The sequence below is a fragment of the Cellulomonas sp. ICMP 17802 genome (assembly GCF_041295535.1).
In the GTDB taxonomy this organism is placed as follows: Bacteria; Actinomycetota; Actinomycetes; order Actinomycetales; family Cellulomonadaceae; genus Cellulomonas.
In genome coordinates this window covers 502,169-518,805 of sequence record NZ_JBGFQZ010000001.1, presented here as the reverse complement: position 1 = coordinate 518,805, position 16,637 = coordinate 502,169, and the positions used below count along the sequence as shown (strand labels likewise).

12 protein-coding genes are annotated in these 16,637 nt (G+C 75.0%); 5 read left to right on the top strand and 7 right to left on the bottom strand.

Annotation, left to right across the window (positions count from 1 at the left end; genetic code table 11):
• The first annotated feature begins 2 nt into the window (after window positions 1–2).
• Window positions 3–971, top strand: a complete 969-nt coding sequence (locus AB5970_RS02540; RefSeq protein WP_370502322.1) for an alpha/beta hydrolase — start codon at window positions 3–5, stop codon at window positions 969–971.
• 6 nt (window positions 972–977) lie between these two features.
• On the opposite strand, the gene AB5970_RS02535 is transcribed toward AB5970_RS02540, so the two are convergent.
• Window positions 978–2,282 (bottom strand): hypothetical protein, encoded by a 1,305-nt coding sequence (locus tag AB5970_RS02535; RefSeq protein ID WP_370502321.1) that lies wholly within the window; start codon window positions 2,280–2,282, stop codon window positions 978–980.
• 183 nt (window positions 2,283–2,465) lie between these two features.
• Window positions 2,466–2,762: an MTH1187 family thiamine-binding protein gene (locus tag AB5970_RS02530; protein WP_370502320.1), complete on the bottom strand. Its 297-nt coding sequence runs from the start codon at window positions 2,760–2,762 to the stop codon at window positions 2,466–2,468.
• Between the two features lie 79 nt (window positions 2,763–2,841).
• On the opposite strand from AB5970_RS02530, the gene AB5970_RS02525 reads away from it, so the two are divergent.
• The gene (locus tag AB5970_RS02525; RefSeq protein WP_370502319.1) at window positions 2,842–3,270 is read left to right on the top strand and encodes a DUF6174 domain-containing protein; all 429 of its coding nucleotides are present in this window, start codon (window positions 2,842–2,844) and stop codon (window positions 3,268–3,270) included.
• Here the strand turns inward: AB5970_RS02525 and AB5970_RS02520 are convergent.
• The 4 genes from AB5970_RS02520 to AB5970_RS02505 form a co-directional block, all read right to left on the bottom strand.
• Window positions 3,252–6,257, bottom strand: coding sequence for an FAD-binding and (Fe-S)-binding domain-containing protein (locus tag AB5970_RS02520; protein ID WP_370502318.1), 3,006 nt, complete (start codon window positions 6,255–6,257; stop codon window positions 3,252–3,254). The two genes, AB5970_RS02525 and AB5970_RS02520, sit on opposite strands and share 19 nt — an antisense overlap.
• Before the next feature lie 227 nt (window positions 6,258–6,484).
• On the bottom strand, window positions 6,485–6,922 hold the full coding sequence (locus tag AB5970_RS02515; protein WP_370502317.1) for an OsmC family peroxiredoxin: 438 nt from the start codon (window positions 6,920–6,922) through the stop codon (window positions 6,485–6,487).
• 68 nt (window positions 6,923–6,990) lie between these two features.
• Window positions 6,991–8,151, bottom strand: coding sequence for an AAA family ATPase (locus tag AB5970_RS02510; protein WP_370502316.1), 1,161 nt, complete (start codon window positions 8,149–8,151; stop codon window positions 6,991–6,993).
• Between the two features lie 65 nt (window positions 8,152–8,216).
• The gene (locus AB5970_RS02505; RefSeq protein ID WP_370502315.1) at window positions 8,217–9,302 is read right to left on the bottom strand and encodes a M15 family metallopeptidase; all 1,086 of its coding nucleotides are present in this window, start codon (window positions 9,300–9,302) and stop codon (window positions 8,217–8,219) included.
• Window positions 9,303–9,544: 242 nt separating this feature from the next.
• Here AB5970_RS02505 and AB5970_RS02500 point away from each other — a divergent pair, with 242 nt between their 5' ends.
• The gene (locus tag AB5970_RS02500; RefSeq protein ID WP_370502314.1) at window positions 9,545–9,892 is read left to right on the top strand and encodes a hypothetical protein; all 348 of its coding nucleotides are present in this window, start codon (window positions 9,545–9,547) and stop codon (window positions 9,890–9,892) included.
• Here the strand turns inward: AB5970_RS02500 and AB5970_RS02495 are convergent.
• Window positions 9,889–11,577, bottom strand: a complete 1,689-nt coding sequence (locus AB5970_RS02495) for an FAD-dependent oxidoreductase (RefSeq protein ID WP_370502313.1) — start codon at window positions 11,575–11,577, stop codon at window positions 9,889–9,891. The two genes, AB5970_RS02500 and AB5970_RS02495, sit on opposite strands and share 4 nt — an antisense overlap.
• 44 nt (window positions 11,578–11,621) lie before the next feature.
• On the opposite strand from AB5970_RS02495, the gene AB5970_RS02490 reads away from it, so the two are divergent.
• Both AB5970_RS02490 and AB5970_RS02485 read left to right on the top strand, forming a co-directional pair.
• Window positions 11,622–12,206 carry a protein-L-isoaspartate O-methyltransferase family protein gene (locus AB5970_RS02490; RefSeq protein ID WP_370502312.1) on the top strand — a complete coding sequence of 195 codons (585 nt, stop codon included), beginning with the start codon at window positions 11,622–11,624 and terminating at the stop codon, window positions 12,204–12,206.
• A 162-nt stretch (window positions 12,207–12,368) separates the two neighbouring features.
• Complete coding sequence (locus AB5970_RS02485; RefSeq protein WP_370502311.1) at window positions 12,369–16,526, top strand: S8 family serine peptidase; 4,158 nt, start codon at window positions 12,369–12,371, stop codon at window positions 16,524–16,526.
• Window positions 16,527–16,637: the final 111 nt, after the last annotated feature.

Genomic DNA, 16,637 nt, shown 5'->3' with positions numbered 1-16,637 from the left:
GGTTGAGCGACGAGTGGGCGCAGGACGTCCTCGGCCCCGACTACCGCGTGCGGACGCTCGCGCTGCGGCCGGACGACGAGGGCGACGTCGTCGCGAGCCTCGTGCGCTACGCGCCGCCGACGCCGGAGCCGCTGCGGCCGTCCCGCGCGATCCTCTATCTCCACGGCTGGTCGGACTACTTCTTCCAGACCGGGCTCGCCGAGTACTGGCACGCCCGGGGCGCCGCGTTCTACGCCCTCGACCTGCGCAAGTACGGCCGCAGCCTGCGGCCCGGGCAGACCCCCGGCTACGCCGACGACCTCGACGTGTACGACGAGGAGATCGAGGCGTCCCTGGACGTGATCCGCGGCGACCTCGGGGTCCGCGCGCGGGTCATGATCATGGGCCACTCGACCGGCGGGCTCATCGCCGCCCTGTGGGCACACCGGCACCCCGACGAGCTCAGCGGACTCGTGCTCAACAGCCCGTGGCTCGAGCTGCAGGGGTCGTCGGTGCTCCGGCACATCAGCGGGCCGGCCGTCGCGCGCATCGCCCGGTTCCAGCCGAAGGCGCCGCTGCCCAACATCGACCCCGGCTACTACGCGCGCACGCTGAGCAGCGACAGCGGCGGCGAGTGGACCTACGACACCCGCTGGCGGCCGACGCCCTCGTTCCCCGTCCGTGCCGGCTGGCTGCAGGCGGTCATGACCGGGCACGGCCGCGTGGCCCGCGGGCTGTCCGTCGAGCAGCCGATCCTCATGCTGGCCTCCAGCCGGACCGTGATCAGCCCGCGCTGGAGCGAGGACATGCGGCACGCCGACGTGGTGCTCGACGTCGAGCTGCTGGCGCGCCGGGCAGTGCAGCTGGGCACGCACGTGACCGTGGTCCGGATCCGCGACGGGCTGCACGACCTGTCGCTCTCGCCCCTGCCGGTGCGCAACCGCTTCTACGCCGAGATCGACCGCTGGGCCGCCGCGTACGGGTGGGGCTGAGCGGGCTCAGGGCCGCAGGATGCCCGTGGCCTCGGCCAGCGTGGGACCGCCCTCGCCCAGCCGCCACGCGCGCCAGCCGTCCACCGGGTTCTCGGCGCTCACGGCCGCGGAGGCGGCGTCGTCCGGCTCGGCGTACAGCTCGCCGGACGGCAGCTCGAGCAGGCCGTCCGTGCGCAGCATGGCGACCAGCCGCTGGCCGCGGCGGGCCCGGACCCAGACCAGGGTCGTGATCGCGCGGCGGCTCTTGGCCAGCGTCGCCAGCTCGGGCAGGGCCTGCAGGTGGCCGTCGGGCCGCTCCGGCGGCACCGGGGCGATCTCCTCGGTGGCCTGCGGAGGGGCGGGCAGCGTCGGGAAGCTCGACGACACGGGCAGCGGCGCCGGGGCCGGCACGGGCGCGAACGGGCGCGGACCGGCCACCTCGTCGTCGTCCCGCGGCACCACCTGCTCGGCACCGAACCGCAGGCCGACCACGGGGGTCAGGGTGGTGGGAGCCTCGTGCACGGTCGACGGGCGCGGCTTCTGCTCGGCTGCCGGCTCGGGCGCGCGCAGCGGCGTCGGGGCGGGCGGTCCCGGCGGCGCGGGCGGCGGCGTGACCGCGCGAAGCTCGCCGGACACCGGCTTGCGCGCTCCCCCGCCGGGCGTCCCGAGCGTGATGCGCGGCTCGTACGGCGCGCTGGCCGTGAAGCCCTCGCTCGAGCGGACGAGCCGCAGCGCGGTCGGCTCGACCGACCGGCGGGCACCCTCGTGCGTGGCCAGCGGCGACACGTCGAGCAGCCGGCGGTCGTCGACGCCCCGCACGACGCCGACCTGAAGCACGTCCACGTGACGCCCGGGTCCGCGCAGGAAGCCCAGGGTGTCGCCCGCCTCGGCCGCGACCTCGGAGCAGAGCAGCACGAGCCGCACGCCCTCGCGCCGGTTGGTCTGGGTGCCGAACGCCGCCTGCTCGCGGAACGCCGCGAAGTCGACCGCGAACCGGCTGGGGTCCGGGTGGTAGGCGCGGGCCAGGTCCGTCGTCGTCATGCGGGACGCCGCACCTGCGTGCCGCAGGGCCGCGATGACGGCGTCGTCGTCGACCACCTGCACCACGTCGATCACGACGGCCCGGCCGGTGGCGTCGAGCGCGAGCAGCTCGGGAAGGTCGGCGTGGTCGGGCGCGTTCGTGCGGGACCGGACGGCGAACAGGGGTTCGCCGGCGATCGCGGCGAGGTGGTGGGTGAGCAGTGCCGCGCACTCCTGCGCGAACGATCCGGTCAGCGGCTGCATCGGCTGGACGAGGCGTGGTCGGCCCTCGTCGAGCTCGAAGATGGGCATCTGTCCTGGCCTTCCGCGTGCCGTCATGCGCCCGCGCACCCCGGCCGGCGCGCTCGCGACCACACTGTCCCACAGCGCGCTGAGCCCGTCAGCCCGTCCGTCCGACGAGGTCGCGGGAGATCGGTCACATCACCCGGATGGTCCGGTTTCCGGCCGTCCGGAACGTCCGGTGGGCCGCTTGTGTCACCCGTTCGTGAGCGCCGACTCGACCCGCTCGACCTTGCCCGTCAGCTCGCCGTCGTGCCCCGGCCGGATGTCGGCCTTGAGCACCAGGCTGACCCGGTTGCCGTGCCGGCCGACCGCCTCGGTGGCCCGCTTGACCACGTCCATCACCTCGTCCCACTCACCCTCGATCGTGGTGAACATGGCGTCGGTGCGGTTGGGGAGCCCGGACTCGCGGACGATGCGCACGGCATCGGCGACGGCGGCGGTCACGGACTCGCCCGCACCGAGCGGGGCGACGGAGAAGGCGACGAGCATGCGGCCCAGCCTGGCTGTCCGGAACGGGCGTGTCCATTCCGGGCCCGCGGCGTCCGCGGTCGTCGTAGCGTCTGCGTCCATGGTCCGCCGCCGCCTGCCCGCCGCCGTGCTGTGCGGGGTGTCGCTCGGGATCACCGGCTGCGCGAGCCCGGCCGAGCCGGCGCCGACGTCCTCCGCGTGGGCGGCCCACGCGTCGCAGGACTACACCTACGAGCTGGCCTCCTCGTGCGGCGAGCGCGGCGGGATCGGCACGTTCGTCGTGACGGTCGTGGATGGGAAGATCACGGCGATCGAGGGGCAGAGCTTCGAGAGCTCGTCCACCCTGATCGCGGTCACGCCCACGATCGACGACCTGATCGACCGGATCCAGGACCCGACCAGCGGCGCGAAGGACGTCACCTACGACCCGGTCACGGGCGTGCCGACGTGGGTCGAGTTCGACCCGGACCCTCGCGCGGTCGACGACGAGTCCTGCTACGCCGTCCGGAGCTACACGCCGACGCCCTGACCGCCGGGCGCTCCCACCCGGCCCGGCAGGTGCGCGGCCAGCAGCTCGGCGAGGTGGATCCCCTGCACGCCGGCCAGCTGGTCGGCCTGCGTGCGGCACGAGAAGCCGTCGGCCAGGTAGACGTCCCCGGGGGCGGCGTCGCGCAGCGCGGGCAGCAGGGCGTTCTCGGCCACCGCGACCGACACGTCGTAGTGCCCCTTCTCCATGCCGAAGTTCCCGGCCAGCCCGCAGCAGCCGGCCAGCGCCGAGAACTGCGCGCCGGCGTCCGTGAGCAGGCGGCGGTCGGCCGTCCAGGTCATCACCGAGTAGTGGTGGCAGTGCGGCTGCACCACGGCCGTGACGTCGGACAGGTCGGGCACCTGCCAGCGGTCGCCGGGACCGATCGGCGCGGGGGCGGTGAGCAGCTCCGCCAGCGTGCGGGTCTCGCGGGCGACCGCGACGGCGCGCGGGTCGTCGGGGAGCAGGTCCAGCAGGTCGGAGCGCAGCACCGCGGTGCAGGACGGCTCGAGCCCGACGATGGGGATGCCGTTGACCGCGAACGGCCCGAGCACACCGAGCAGGTGGGTCAGCTGCTTCTTGGCGCCGTCGAGCTGGCCGGTGCTGATCCACGTGAGGCCGCAGCACGCGTTGCCCTGCGGCACGAGCACCTCGTACCCGGCGTCGGTGAGCACGGCCACGGCCGCCTGCGCGACGGACGGCGACAGGGTGTCGGAGAACGAGTCGGTCCAGAGCACGACCCGGGGGCGCCTGCCCGCCGAGCCCCCGGTCCCCTTGCCCGGACGCCCCTGGAACTGGTGGCCGGGGCGCTCGCTCGCGCGGACGTCGCCCCCGTCGCGCCCGGTCAGGGTCACGGCGTCCCGGCCCTCGCCGCGCACCCAGGCGCGGAACGGCTGCCGGGCGAACGTGACCATCTGGCGACGCGTGTCCATGCCACCGCTGGCCAGCACGACCTTCGCCACGGGGCGGACGCCGAGCACGGCGTTGGTCAGCGCCGCGAGACCGGGCACGCCGGTGATCAGCCGGGCCCAGCGGGGCAGCCAGCCGAGGGCGTAGTGCGAGGTCGGGCGCAGCTTCCCGCGATATGTACGGTGCAGCACCTCCGACTTGTACTGAGCCATGTCGACGCCCGCCGGGCAGTCGGACGAGCACGCCTTGCAGGACAGGCAGAGGTCCAGGGACTCGTGCACCTCGGGCGATCCCCAGCCGCCGGCGACGAGCGTGCCGTTGGCCATCTCCTGCAGCACGCGCGCCCGGCCGCGGGTCGAGTCCTTCTCGTCCTTCGTCGCCAGGTACGAGGGGCACATGAACCCGCCGGTCGTGGTGCTGTCCGCGCGGCACTTGCCGACGCCGACGCAGCGGTGCAGCGCGGTCGTGAGGTCGCCGGCGTCGTGCGCGAACGAGAAGCCGTGGCCGTCGGCGAGCAGCGGGCGGGCCCAGGGCCGGCGCAGGTCGGCGTCGAGCGGGCGGGGCCGCACGAGCACGCCGGGGTTGAGCAGGTCGTGCGGGTCGAGCAGGTCCTTGAACGCGCCGAACAGGTCGATGGCCTGGGCCGAGTACATGACGGGCAGCAGCTCGGAGCGCGCGCGGCCGTCCCCGTGCTCGCCGGACAACGACCCGCCGTGGCTCGCGACGAGCGCCGCGGCGTCGGTCATGAACGCGCGCAGCGGGTTGCCCGAGCGCTCGAGCGGGATGTCGAGGCGCAGGTGCACGCAGCCGTCGCCGAAGTGCCCGTACGCCAGGCCGTCCACGCCGTGCGACGCCATGAGCGCCTCGAGCTCGCGCAGGTACGCGCCCAGCTGCGCGGGCGGCACCGCCGAGTCCTCGAACCCGGGCCACGCCTGCTCGCCCGACGGGGTCCGGCCGCCGAGCCCGGCGCCGTCCTCGCGGATCCGCCACATCGCGGCGGCCTCCGGCCCGGGCGGGAAGAGGCCGACGGCGGTCGTCCCGGCGTCGGCCGCGAGCGCGCGCGCCCGGTCCATCGCCTCGTCCAGCGAGTCCCCGCCGACCTCGACCATGAGCCAGCCGCCCCCGGCCGGCAGCGGCGGTACGGCGGCGGCACCGCGGACGCGGCGGACCACGTCGACCAGCCGCGAGTCCATCCCCTCGATGGCCAGCGGCGCGTGCGCGAGCAGCGCGGGGACGGCGTCGGCCGCGGTCGGCATGTCGGGGTAGCCCAGCACCACGAGCACCGGGGCCGCGGCGATCGGCACGAGGCGCACGGTCGCGCCGAGCAGCGTGGCCACCGTCCCCTCGGTGCCGACGAGCGCCTTGGCCAGGTCGGTCCCCTTCTCGGGCAGCAGGTGCTCGAGGGAGTAGCCGGACACCTGGCGGCCGAACCGGCCCAGCTCCGTGCGGACGACGTCGAGGTGGGCGCGGACCAGGGCGTCGAGACCCGGCACGACGTCGAGCGCACCGGCCCCCGAGCGCGCCTCGAACCGGCGGCCGGTCCCGTCCACCACGTCGAGCGCGAGCACGTTGTCCGCGGTCCGCCCGTAGGCCACCGCGCGCGGGCCGCAGGCGTTGTTGCCGATCATCCCGCCGAGCGTCGCGCGCGCCTGCGTCGACGGGTCCGGCCCGAACCGCAGCCCGTGCGGTGCGGCGGCCTTCTGCAGGCTCGCCATGACGACGCCGGGCTCGACGCGCGCGGTCCGCGCGTCCGGGTCGATGTCGAGGATCCGGTTGACGTGCCGCGAGAAGTCGAGCACCACGCCCGTGCCCACCGCGTTGCCGGCCACCGACGTGCCGCCGCCACGAGCGGTCAGCGGGACGCCCAGCTCCCGGGTCACCGCGAGGGCCGCGAGCACGTCGTCCGTGTCCCGCGGGAACGCGACGACCTGCGGGACCACGCGGTAGTTCGACGCGTCGGTCGAGTACTCGGCGCGGCGCCGGGTGCTGTCGTCGACGACCCCGCGCAGCGCGGACCGCAGCGCCTGCACCACGTCGGCGCTGCCCACGTCCCCTGCCACGGTCTCGGTCACGGCCACCACGGGGGCAGTCTCCCATCGGCGACGCGCTCCCCCGCACACGTCACCGAGGCGTGGTCATCGCACCGGGGACGTCCGCACTCGAGCGGCCCAGAACCCGTCCGAGTGCGGACGTCGCGGGATCGCCGGCGGCAGCGTCCGCACTCGTGCAGGTCGGGACCCCCACGAGTGCGGACGTCCGAGGAAGGGAGCGCCCTGGCGACCGGATGCTCGGACGTTGCCCGTGAGGGCTACGCCAGCGAGGCGTGCAGCGTGATCTCCGTGCCGGTCAGCGCCTTGCTCACCGGGCACGTGGCCTTGGCGTTCTCGGCGGCGGCCTGGAAGCCGGCGGCGTCGAGACCCTCGACCTCGCCGCGGACGGTCAGGACGATGCCCGAGATGCGCAGGCCGCCGGCGGGGTCGGGACGCAGGGTGACGTCGGCGCTGATCTCGAGGGCGATCGGCGTGCCGCCGGCGGCGGCGATCACGCCGGAGAGCTGCATGGCGAAGCACGACGAGTGCGCTGCGGCGATCAGCTCCTCGGGGCTCGTCGTCCCCCCGGCGTCGTCGGCGGTCCGCTTGGGGAACGAGACGTCGAACGTGCCGGCGCCGGAGCTCGACAGCTCGACCTGTCCGGAGCCCTCCTGCAGGGTCCCGTTCCAAGCGGTTCGTGCGGTGCGCGTGGCCATGGTGCTCCTCGGGTGTGGACGGGGCGGGCGACCGCCGCCCGCGGTCCCACGCTAGGCAGCGATCCCGCTCAGCGCGCGCGCTCGAGGTGACCCGAGACGATCTGCGACGGCGCCCCGGCCTGCCGCAGGGCCCAGGCGGCGCGGGCGTGCAGGGCCCGCCGCTGCTCGGGGTCCAGCCCGTTGTACAGAGCGCCGCGCACGAGGTCGTGGCCGAACACCAGCCGGTCGCCGCGCGCCCGGACCACCCCCGCGGCCAGCCCGTGCCGCAGGGTCCGCCAGCAGTCGGCGACGGTGTCCCCGGACAGCGTCGCGAGGTCCGCGATGACGAACGACGTGCCCAGCACCGACGCCTGCCCGAGCAGCGTGAGCACGTCGGCACCGAGGTACTCCACGCGCCGCCGGACCACCTCGTCGAGCGGCGTCAGCCACCGCTCGCCGCTGCAGTCGAGCACGCCGTCGGCGTTGACCAGCGCGCCCGCCGAGCGCGCGGTGCGCACGACGTCGGCGACCAGCCGGGGGTTGCCGCCCGTCGTCGCCAGCGTGCCGCGCAGCGAGGGGCCCACGGGTCCGCCGACGAGGCTCTCCGCGAGCTCGATCGTCGCCCGTGCGTTGAGCGGCCGCAGCTCGAGGTACCGCGCGCCGGCCCGGGTCCAGGCGGCGACCACCTCGGCCAGCTCCGGCCGGTACGGCACGGGACGCATGGTGAGCACGACGAGCGCGCGCGGCACGGCCCCCTCGTGCGCGAGCTGCAGCAGGACCTCGAGCGAGGCGGCGTCGGCCTCGTGCACGTCCTCGAGCACGAGGGCCCAGGGCCGGGAGTCGCCGCGCCGGCGCAGCAGGGCGGCGAACAGCTCGCCGGCGCGCGCGTACCGGGCGACGGAGTGGGACGGGTCGGCGTACATCGCGTCGAGCAGGTCGGCGAGCTCCGTCTCGACCGGGCCACGACCGGCGCTGCGCCCCGGACCCATGACCAGGGCGTCGGCGAGCAGCGCGTACGGCCACGCCCGCATCGCGGACGCCCGCGCGGTGCGCAGCTCGACGTCGAGCAGCCGGGCGGACCCGCGGATGGCGTCGACCAGGCTGGTCTTGCCGACGCCGGCCTCGCCCTCCAGGAGCACCGTCACGCCCACGCCGTCGGCCGCGGTCGACAGGAGGTCGTCGAGGTCGTCGAGCTCGGCGGCACGGCCCACCAGGGGCCAGGTCCGCCCCGGCTCGGCCGAGGTGCTCATGCGCCCGATCGTAGGGCCGCGACGCCGTGTCCGGTTCGTCCGACCGGGCGAAGTGGCCGCGCGGGTCAGCCCGAGTACTCCCAGTGCCACGCCTCCGGCTTGCTGCCCCCGCGCTCGGCCCAGGAGGGGTGCACCCACTGGAGGGCCGAGGCGTTGGCGTCCATCCACCGGTGCTGAGCGGTGCCGAACGAGTCGATGCCGCCGCCCAGGTCCACGGCGATGCCGCTGCCGTGGTTGGAGGTGCCGGGCGTCGCGCACAGGTAGCCCTTGGTCTGCTTGCACAGGATCTGGCCGGCGTAGGACCGGTAGGAGTCGTTGACCACGAGGTTGCTGCCGAACTTCGCCTTGAAGGCGGTGTTGAGCACCTCGAGCTGCTCGGCGGCGTCGCAGCGCAGCCGCACGGACGCGTCGAAGCTGACACCGCAGAGCGCGGACTCGGGGATCTTGCCGTTGGCGTACCCCTGCAGCGACTTCTTCCAGGCGGCCCGCTGGGCGACCTTGTCGGCCTCGGCCTGGGCCTGCGCGGCGGCGGCGGCGTCCGCGGCGGCCTGGGCGTCGGCGGCGGCCTTCGCCGCGGCGGCGTCGGCGGCCTTCTTGGCCTCGGCGCTCTGCCGGACCGTGGTGGCCAGCGTGGCGACGGTGGCGACCGCCTCGCGCAGCTCGGCCGTCGTCGCGTCCTCCTTGCCGGTGGTCGGCGGGATCGTCGGCACCTGCGCCGGGGCGGCGGTGGTCTCGAACACGCTCGCCGGGTCGGGGCTGGCCTCGGGCGACGCCGCGGCGGTCGGCTGGTCGGCCGCCGGGGTCTCGGTCGCGGCGGGCGTCTCGGCCCGGTCGGCGGTGCGCGAGGTGGCGGCGCCGCGGTCGATCGTCGGGTCGTCCGCGGTCGCGGCGGCGACCAGCTCGTCCAGGTGGGCGGTCGCGGCCTGGAGCTCCGCCAGCTGCGCGGCGTCGACCTGCGCCTGCGCGGCCTCGGTCTGCACGGTCTTCGCGACCTCGATCGCGTCGGAGGCGACATGGACCGCGCCGACCCGGGCCTGCTTCACCTGCGCGCCCGCGGTGGCCGTCGGGGACGCGATGAACGCGCTCCCACCGTCCTCGGCATTCGCGGTCGCGGCGACGATCGCGCACATGCTCACGGCGAGCGCCGCCACGACGGCACCTTGTGCGAGGCGGGCCGGGTGGTGGGCGGCACGTGCCGGCGCAGGGCGCGCCGCAGCGTGCCGGCCACTCGCGGGCCGACCTCGGAACGGAATCTTGTTACTCACGCGTAACACGTTAAGTTCTTCGGACGGTCGTCCCGGACACTTGAGGCCTTGGGGCGGGGGAGATCTCGTGTGGATCTCGTCACGGCTCCGTCACACAATTCATAGGCTCGGGACGCTACGATTCCGCCGTGCTCCCCGAATCACCCCCCTCGCCGCCCGCCGACGCCACCCCCGTGCAGGGCCTCGACGACCTGTACGACATCGCCCGGCTGGCCGAGCGGCTGGGGGTCGAGCACGCCACCATCCGCGTCTGGCTCTCCCGCAAGGTGCCGTGGTTGCCGCAGCCCGACGGACGGCTCAACGGCGGCGCGGTGTGGCGCGCGACGACCCTCGAGGGCATCGAGATGCGGCGCGAGCGCGGCCGCCCGGGGCGCAAGCCGAAGTTCGTGCCCGCGCCCGCGGCGGCCGACGTGCCGCGCACCGGCATGATCCCGGTGGTCGCGGCCCGGCCGACCAGCTCGAGCACCGCCGGCTAGAGCACCGTCAGGCGCAGCGCCCCCGGTGCCGACGCCGGCACGACCGGCCGCACGGGCGGCACGGGCGCGAGCCGCACGTACGGCGCACCCAGGGCCGGACGCGGGTCGGGCTCTCCGGCGTTGGGCCAGAGCGCGCACGCCCGCTCGGCCTGCGCCGTGATGGTGAGCGAGGGGTTGACGCCGAGGTTCGCCGAGATGGTCGAGCCGTCCACCACGTGCAGCCCGGGGTACCCGAACACGCGGTGGTAGGGGTCGACCACGCCGGTCGCCGCCGAGGAGCCGATGGTGCACCCGCCGATGAAGTGCGCGGTCATCGGCACGTCGGCCACCTCGCCCAGGCTGCTCGCGGCGAAGCCGCCCAGGTGCGCGGCCATCCGTCGGTAGGCCGCGTTGGCCGCCGGGATCCAGGTGGGGTTGGGCTCGCCCTCGCCGGGCGTCGACGTCAGCCGCGTGGTGCCGCGCCAGGTGCGACGGGGTCGCACGGTGATCGACGCGCCGCCGGTCTGCATGACGAGCCCGATGACGGTGCGCTGCGACCAGCTGCCCAGGCCCAGCAGCAGCGACGCGACCTGGCCCGGGTGCCGCAGCACGTTGCCGGCCCACCGCAGCGGACGCGGCACCCGGCCTCCGCCGTCGGTCAGCACGGTGCTCAGCAGGCCCATGAGGTTGGACCCGCGCCCGTACCGCACGGGCTCGAGGTGGGTCCGGTCGTCCAGGTACACCGACGACGTGATGGCGACGCCCCGGCTCATGTCCGGCCGGCGTCGCCACCCCCGCCAGCGCGTGGCGGCGCCCCCGAGGGACTCGCTGTTGGTCCGGGTGAGCGCCCCGAGCCGGTCCGAGAGGCCGGGCAGCGTGCCGTCCGCCTTCAGCCGGTGCAGCAGCTCCTGCGTGCCCCACGTGCCCGCGGCGACCACCACCTGGTCCGCCGTCACCGTGCGGTCGCCGCCGCGCCGGCCGGTCCGCGTGGTCCTGACCTCCCAGTGCTGCCCGCGGGGCCGCAGCGAGGTCACGGTGGTCTCCGCGACGACGCGCGCGCCGGCCCGCTCGGCCAGGTAGAGGTAGTTCGTCGGCAGGGTGTTCTTGGCGCCGTGCCGGCAGCCGGTCATGCACTCGCCGCACTCGAGGCAGCCCCGACGCTCCGGCCCGGCGCCGCCGAAGAACGGGTCGGGCACGCGGGCGCCCGGCGTCCCGAACACCACGCCCACGGGCGCGAGCCGGAACGACGCGCCCACCCCGAGGTCGTCCGCCGCCCGGCGCACCACGTCGTCGGCCGGCGTGCACGTGGGGTTGTCGACCACGCCCAGCATCCGGCTCGCCTGGTCGTAGAACGGCGCGAGCTCGGCCCGCCAGTCGGTGATGCCCGCCCACTGCGGGTCGTCCCAGAACGCGTCGGACGACGGTCGGTAGAGCGTGTTGGCGTAGACCAGCGAGCCGCCGCCCACCCCCGCGCCGGCCAGCACCACGACGTCCGGCAGCACGTGGATGCGCTGGATGCCGAGCCAGCCGAGGCGCGGCGCCCAGAGGAACCGGCTCACGTCCCACGACGTGCGCGGCAGCGTCTCGTCGGTGAACCGCCGGCCCGCCTCGAGGACGAGCACGCGGTACCCCTTCTCGACGAGCCGCAGGGCCGCCACCGACCCGCCGAACCCGGAGCCGACGACCACGACGTCGTAGTCGGCCATGCGCACCTCCCAGCGGTCAGTGCGCCGATCGTAGGCTCGACTCCATGCGCAAGGGTGCAGACCCGGGGCGCGCCGCCGAGGTGGCCGACGCGATGCGCGAGCTCGCCCGCGAGCGGTTCCTGCCGCCCGAGCAGCGCGCCCGTGCCGCCGAGGACCACCCCCTGCCCCTGTGGCACGGGCAGACGAGCTCCCAGCCGAGCACGGTGGCGGCGATGCTCGTGCTCCTGCAGGTGCCGGTCGGCGCCCGGGTGCTCGACGTCGGGTCCGGCTCGGGGTGGACCACCGCACTGCTCGCCCGGCTGGTGGGCCCGCGCGGCGAGGTGCTGGGGCTGGAGCTCGACCCCGAGCTCGCCGAGTGGGGCGCCGCCAACCTGGACGCGTGCGGCATGCCGTGGGCGCGGATCGAGCGGGCGACGCCCGGGCTGCTGGGCCGGCCGGTCGCGGGGGGCTGGGACCGGATCCTGGTCTCCGCGTCGCCCCGCGAGCTCCCGGCCACGCTGGTGGACCAGCTGGGTGAGGACGCGCGCCTGGTGATCCCGGTCCGGTCGACGATGCACCTCGTGGTCCGGCGGGCCGGCGTCACGGAGGTCAGCACGCACGGCTCCTACACCTTCGTCCCGCTGCGGTGAGTTCCCCGGGACAACCAAGGTCACGAGTCGGAAACGATCATTTCGCCACAAGGTGACGAATGCCGTACCTGCCAGTAACGTGCACACGGCGTGCGCGGCCTTGTGACTAGCGTCACTTGGGCCGCGCGCGCCTGTCGATCCTCCACGAGCAGGGATGCGCACATGCCACGTCGACCCGTCCTCGCCGCGTTCACCGCCTTGTCGGTGGCCGCCAGCACAGCGTTACTCGGCGCAGGAGGGGCCTCGGCCGCGCCCACGCCGCCGGACCGACCGGAGGCGGGCGACGCGCGAGCCCTGACGGGCACGGTGGACGACAAGGTGGCGAAGGGCCTGGCCGACGCCACGGGCACGGTGACCGCGTTCGTCCAGCTCGACGCCAGGTCCGGCACCGACGTCACGGCCGACGGCGGCAGCCCGGCCGAGGTCAAGAAGGCCGCGGCGGACACGAAGGCCCTGGCGGACGAGGTCGTCCCGCAGCAGATGACCGCGCGGTCGGCGCGCTCGGCGGCGCCGAAGAAGATCGCCACGCTCACCAACCTGGTGGCCGGCACGCTCGTCTCGGGCGACGCGGCGCAGGTCCGTGCGCTGGCCGAGTCCCCCGACGTCGTCGCGGTCTACCGCGTGACGCCGAAGACCGCGGACAACGCGCACAGCGTCGAGTTCACGCGCGCGCTGAAGGTCTGGCAGGACACCGGCCAGACGGGCGCGGGCGTCCGCATCGGCGTGATCGACACCGGCCTCGACTACACCCACGCCGACTTCGGCGGGCCCGGCACCGTCGCCGCGTACCAGGCGGCCTACGGCACGGACGGCTCCGGCCCCATCCCGGCCGGCCTGTACAACCCCGCGAAGTTCATCGGCGGCTACGACTTCGCCGGCCCGCTGTACGACGCGGACCCGAACTCCGAGCTCCCGGGCTCGACCCCCGTGCCGACGCCCGACGCGAACCCGATCGACTCGACGTACCTGTCCGACAACGTGGGGCACGGCACGCACGTCGCCGGCACGGCCGCGGGCTACGGCGTGCAGGCCGACGGCACCACGTTCGCGGGCGACTACAGCGGCCTGACCGACGTCTCCGACTGGCAGGTCGGGCCCGGCACCGCTCCCGGCGCCGAGCTCTACTCGCTCAAGGTGTTCGGCGACATCGGCGGCTCGACCGACCTGACGTCGCTGGCCCTCGACCGCTCCGCCGACCCGAACGGGGACGGCGACCTGAGCGACCGCCTCGACGTGGTCAACCTGTCGCTCGGCGGCGACGCCGCCCCGGCCGACGACCCCGACAGCATGCTGATCGACAAGCTCACGGCGCTCGGAACGGTCATGGTGATCGCGTCCGGCAACGCCGGCGACATCACGGACGTCGGCGGCAGCCCGGGCAACTCCGCCAGCGCGCTGACCGTCGCCAACTCCGTCGGCGCACCGCAGACCTACGACGGCGTCGAGGTCACCGCGGCCGCGAACGCGTCGCTGGTCGGCCTGCACTCGGGCCAGAACTCGGTGGCCTACCCGGCCACCAGCCCCGACGTCACGGCCCCCGTGGGCGACCCCGGCAACAACTTCGACGGCTGCACCGCCTTCACGCCCGCCCAGACGGCGGCCGTGGCCGGCAAGATCGCGTACCTGTGGTGGGACGACGACGACGCCACCCGCGTGTGCGGGTCCGTCACGCGCTTCACGAACGCCGCCAAGGCGGGTGCCGTCGGCGTGCTGCTGCCCACCGAGAACGCGGTGTTCTCCGCCGGCATCTCGGGCACCGCGACCATCCCCGGCCTGCAGATGACGGCCACGACCACCGACGCCCTGCTGCCCGAGATCCAGGCCGGCACGCTCACGGTCCACATCGGCCCGTCGCTCGCCGGGGCGGTCGTGGAGGACATCTCCAGCGACATGCTCAACTCCAGCTCGTCGCGCGGCGTGCACGGCTCGCTCGGGTGGTCCAAGCCCGACGTGGCCGCGCCCGGCACGCAGATCCTCTCGGCGGCCTCCGGCTCGGGCAACCAGTCGCAGAGCCTGAGCGGCACGTCGATGGCGAGCCCCCACGTGGCGGGCATCGCCGCCCTCGTCCGGGCCGCCCACCCCGCGTGGGAGGCCGCGCAGGTCAAGTCCGCCGTGGTCAACACCGCCACGCACGACGTGTGGACCGGCCCGAAGGGGACCGGGACGGCGTACGGCCCCGAGCGCGTCGGGTCGGGCCGCGTCGACGCGTTCGACGCCGTGTCCACGGACGTCATCGCCTACAACACGCAGAACCCGGAGCAGACGTCGGTCACCTGGGGCGTCGTGCCCGTGGGTGCCTCGACCGTCGTCCAGAAGAAGACCGTCACCGTGAAGAACTACGGCTCGACGAGCAAGCGGTACACCACCTCGGTGTCGAGCGCGTCGACCGCGGGCGGGGCCACCATCACGGCCTCACCGGCGGCACTCACGCTCGCGCCCGGACGGTCCGCCGTCGTGACGCTCACGCTGACGGCCGACCCGGCCACGCTCGAGCGCCAGATCGACCCGACCTCGGAGCAGGTCCAGTCCGGCATCCCGCGCGAGTACGTGGCCGAGGTGTCGGGCCGGCTGGTCCTCACGTCCGGCGCGTCGCAGCTGCGGGTGCCCCTGCAGGCGGCTCCCCGTCTGGTCAGCGACCTGCACGCGCAGCCGCTGGCGTTCGCCGACCCCGCCGCCACGACGGCCGACCTGGCCCTCACCGGTCGCGGCGTGGCGTCGGGCGGCTGGTACTCGCTGACCACGCCGTTGAACCTCGGCGCCACGAGCCCCAAGCTCGAGGACACCCCCGGGTTCCGCACGTCGGCGTCGGCGATCGCCGCCGGTGACATCCGGTACGTCGGCTGGGCCTCCACCGCCCCGGCGATCGCGGCGGCCGGCGGGGACCCGAGCACCGGGCTCCTCGGCATCGGGATCGCGACGGACGGCGACTGGGCGAGCCTGGCGGGGTACGTCACGCCCGTGATCGACATCGACATCGACGGTGACGGCACCGACGACCTCGAGACCACGGTCCAGAAGTACGACCCGTCCCTCGACGTCACGGTGGCGGCCACGCTCGACCTGGCCAGCGGCGAGTTCGTCGACGTCCAGCTGGTCAACGGCTTCGACGGCAGCGTCGAGTCCGGCGTGTTCGACAACAACGTGCTCGTGGCGCCGATCGAGCTGGACAACGCGGGGATCCCCGCCGGCGCGACGCCGAGGATCACCGTGTCGACGCGGTCGGGCTACGCGCAGGACCCGTCCGGCGTGGTCGACACGGCCGAGTCGTTCGCGGTGAACCCGTACGACCCGCCGCTGTGGTTCGACACCGACATCGCGGGGTCGCTCTCGTCGCTCGGTGCCGACGGCGCGACCATCCCGGTGCACAAGGGCACCGGCGCGGCCAGCGGCCAGGTGCTGGTGTTCCAGCACCAGAACGCCGACCCCGTGTCGCGGGTGCAGCTGGTGGACGCGACGGTCCCGGTGGCGACGCCGACGACCACGACGCTCGCGGTCAGCGGCGGGAAGAAGGCCGGCCAGGAGGTCACCCTCAAGGCCACCGTCACGCCCGCCCAGGCCACCGGCACCGTCACGTTCCTCGACGGGACGACGGCGATCGGCTCGGCGCCCGTGACCGGCGGCAAGGCCTCCGCGAAGGTCGCGCTCGGCGCGGGGTCGCACTCGCTGACCGCGGCGTTCGCACCGGACGGCGCCCAGTTCGCGCCGTCCACGTCGGACCCCGTGGTCGTGCAGACGGCGAAGTCGGCGTCGGCCACCTCGTTCACGCTCTCGCGGTCGACCGTCCGCTACGGGTCGCCCACGACGGCGAAGATCGTGGTCACGGGGGCCACCGCGCCCCCGGCCGGGACCGTCGAGATCAAGGACGGTGCGACGACCGTCGCCACCGGGACGCTGACGGTGACCGGGCTGCGCGGCGTCGCCGACGTCGCGCTGCCGGCCTCGCTGCCGGCCGGCAACCACCGGCTGACCGCGGTCTACTCCGGCAACGCCGACGTGTCCGGGTCACAGGCGGAGCGCCGGCTCACGGTGACCAGGGCGACCGCCAAGGCCACCCTCTCGACGACGTCGTGGACGGTCGCCCGGGGTGCCAAGCCCGTGGTGACCATCACGGTGGCCGGGCCCTCCGGCGCCCCGGCACCCACCGGGTCGGTGGTCGTCCTCGTCGGTCTGCAGCGGGTGGCCACCGTGCCGCTCGCCGGCGGGGTCGCCACGGTGACGCTGCCGGCGCTCACCCGCTCGACGGTGGTCGCCGCGACCTACCAGGGCGACGCGGGCTACCTGCCGACGGCGACGGCGCACGCGGTGGCGGTCAAGCGCTGACGCGCCGTCCGCCCGCCTGACGCGGGCCGTGTCGACCTCCGGGTCGGCGCGGCCCGCGTCTTTTCCACCGCTCTGCGGGTCAAGCATCTGGGCTGTGAGGTCGATAACACG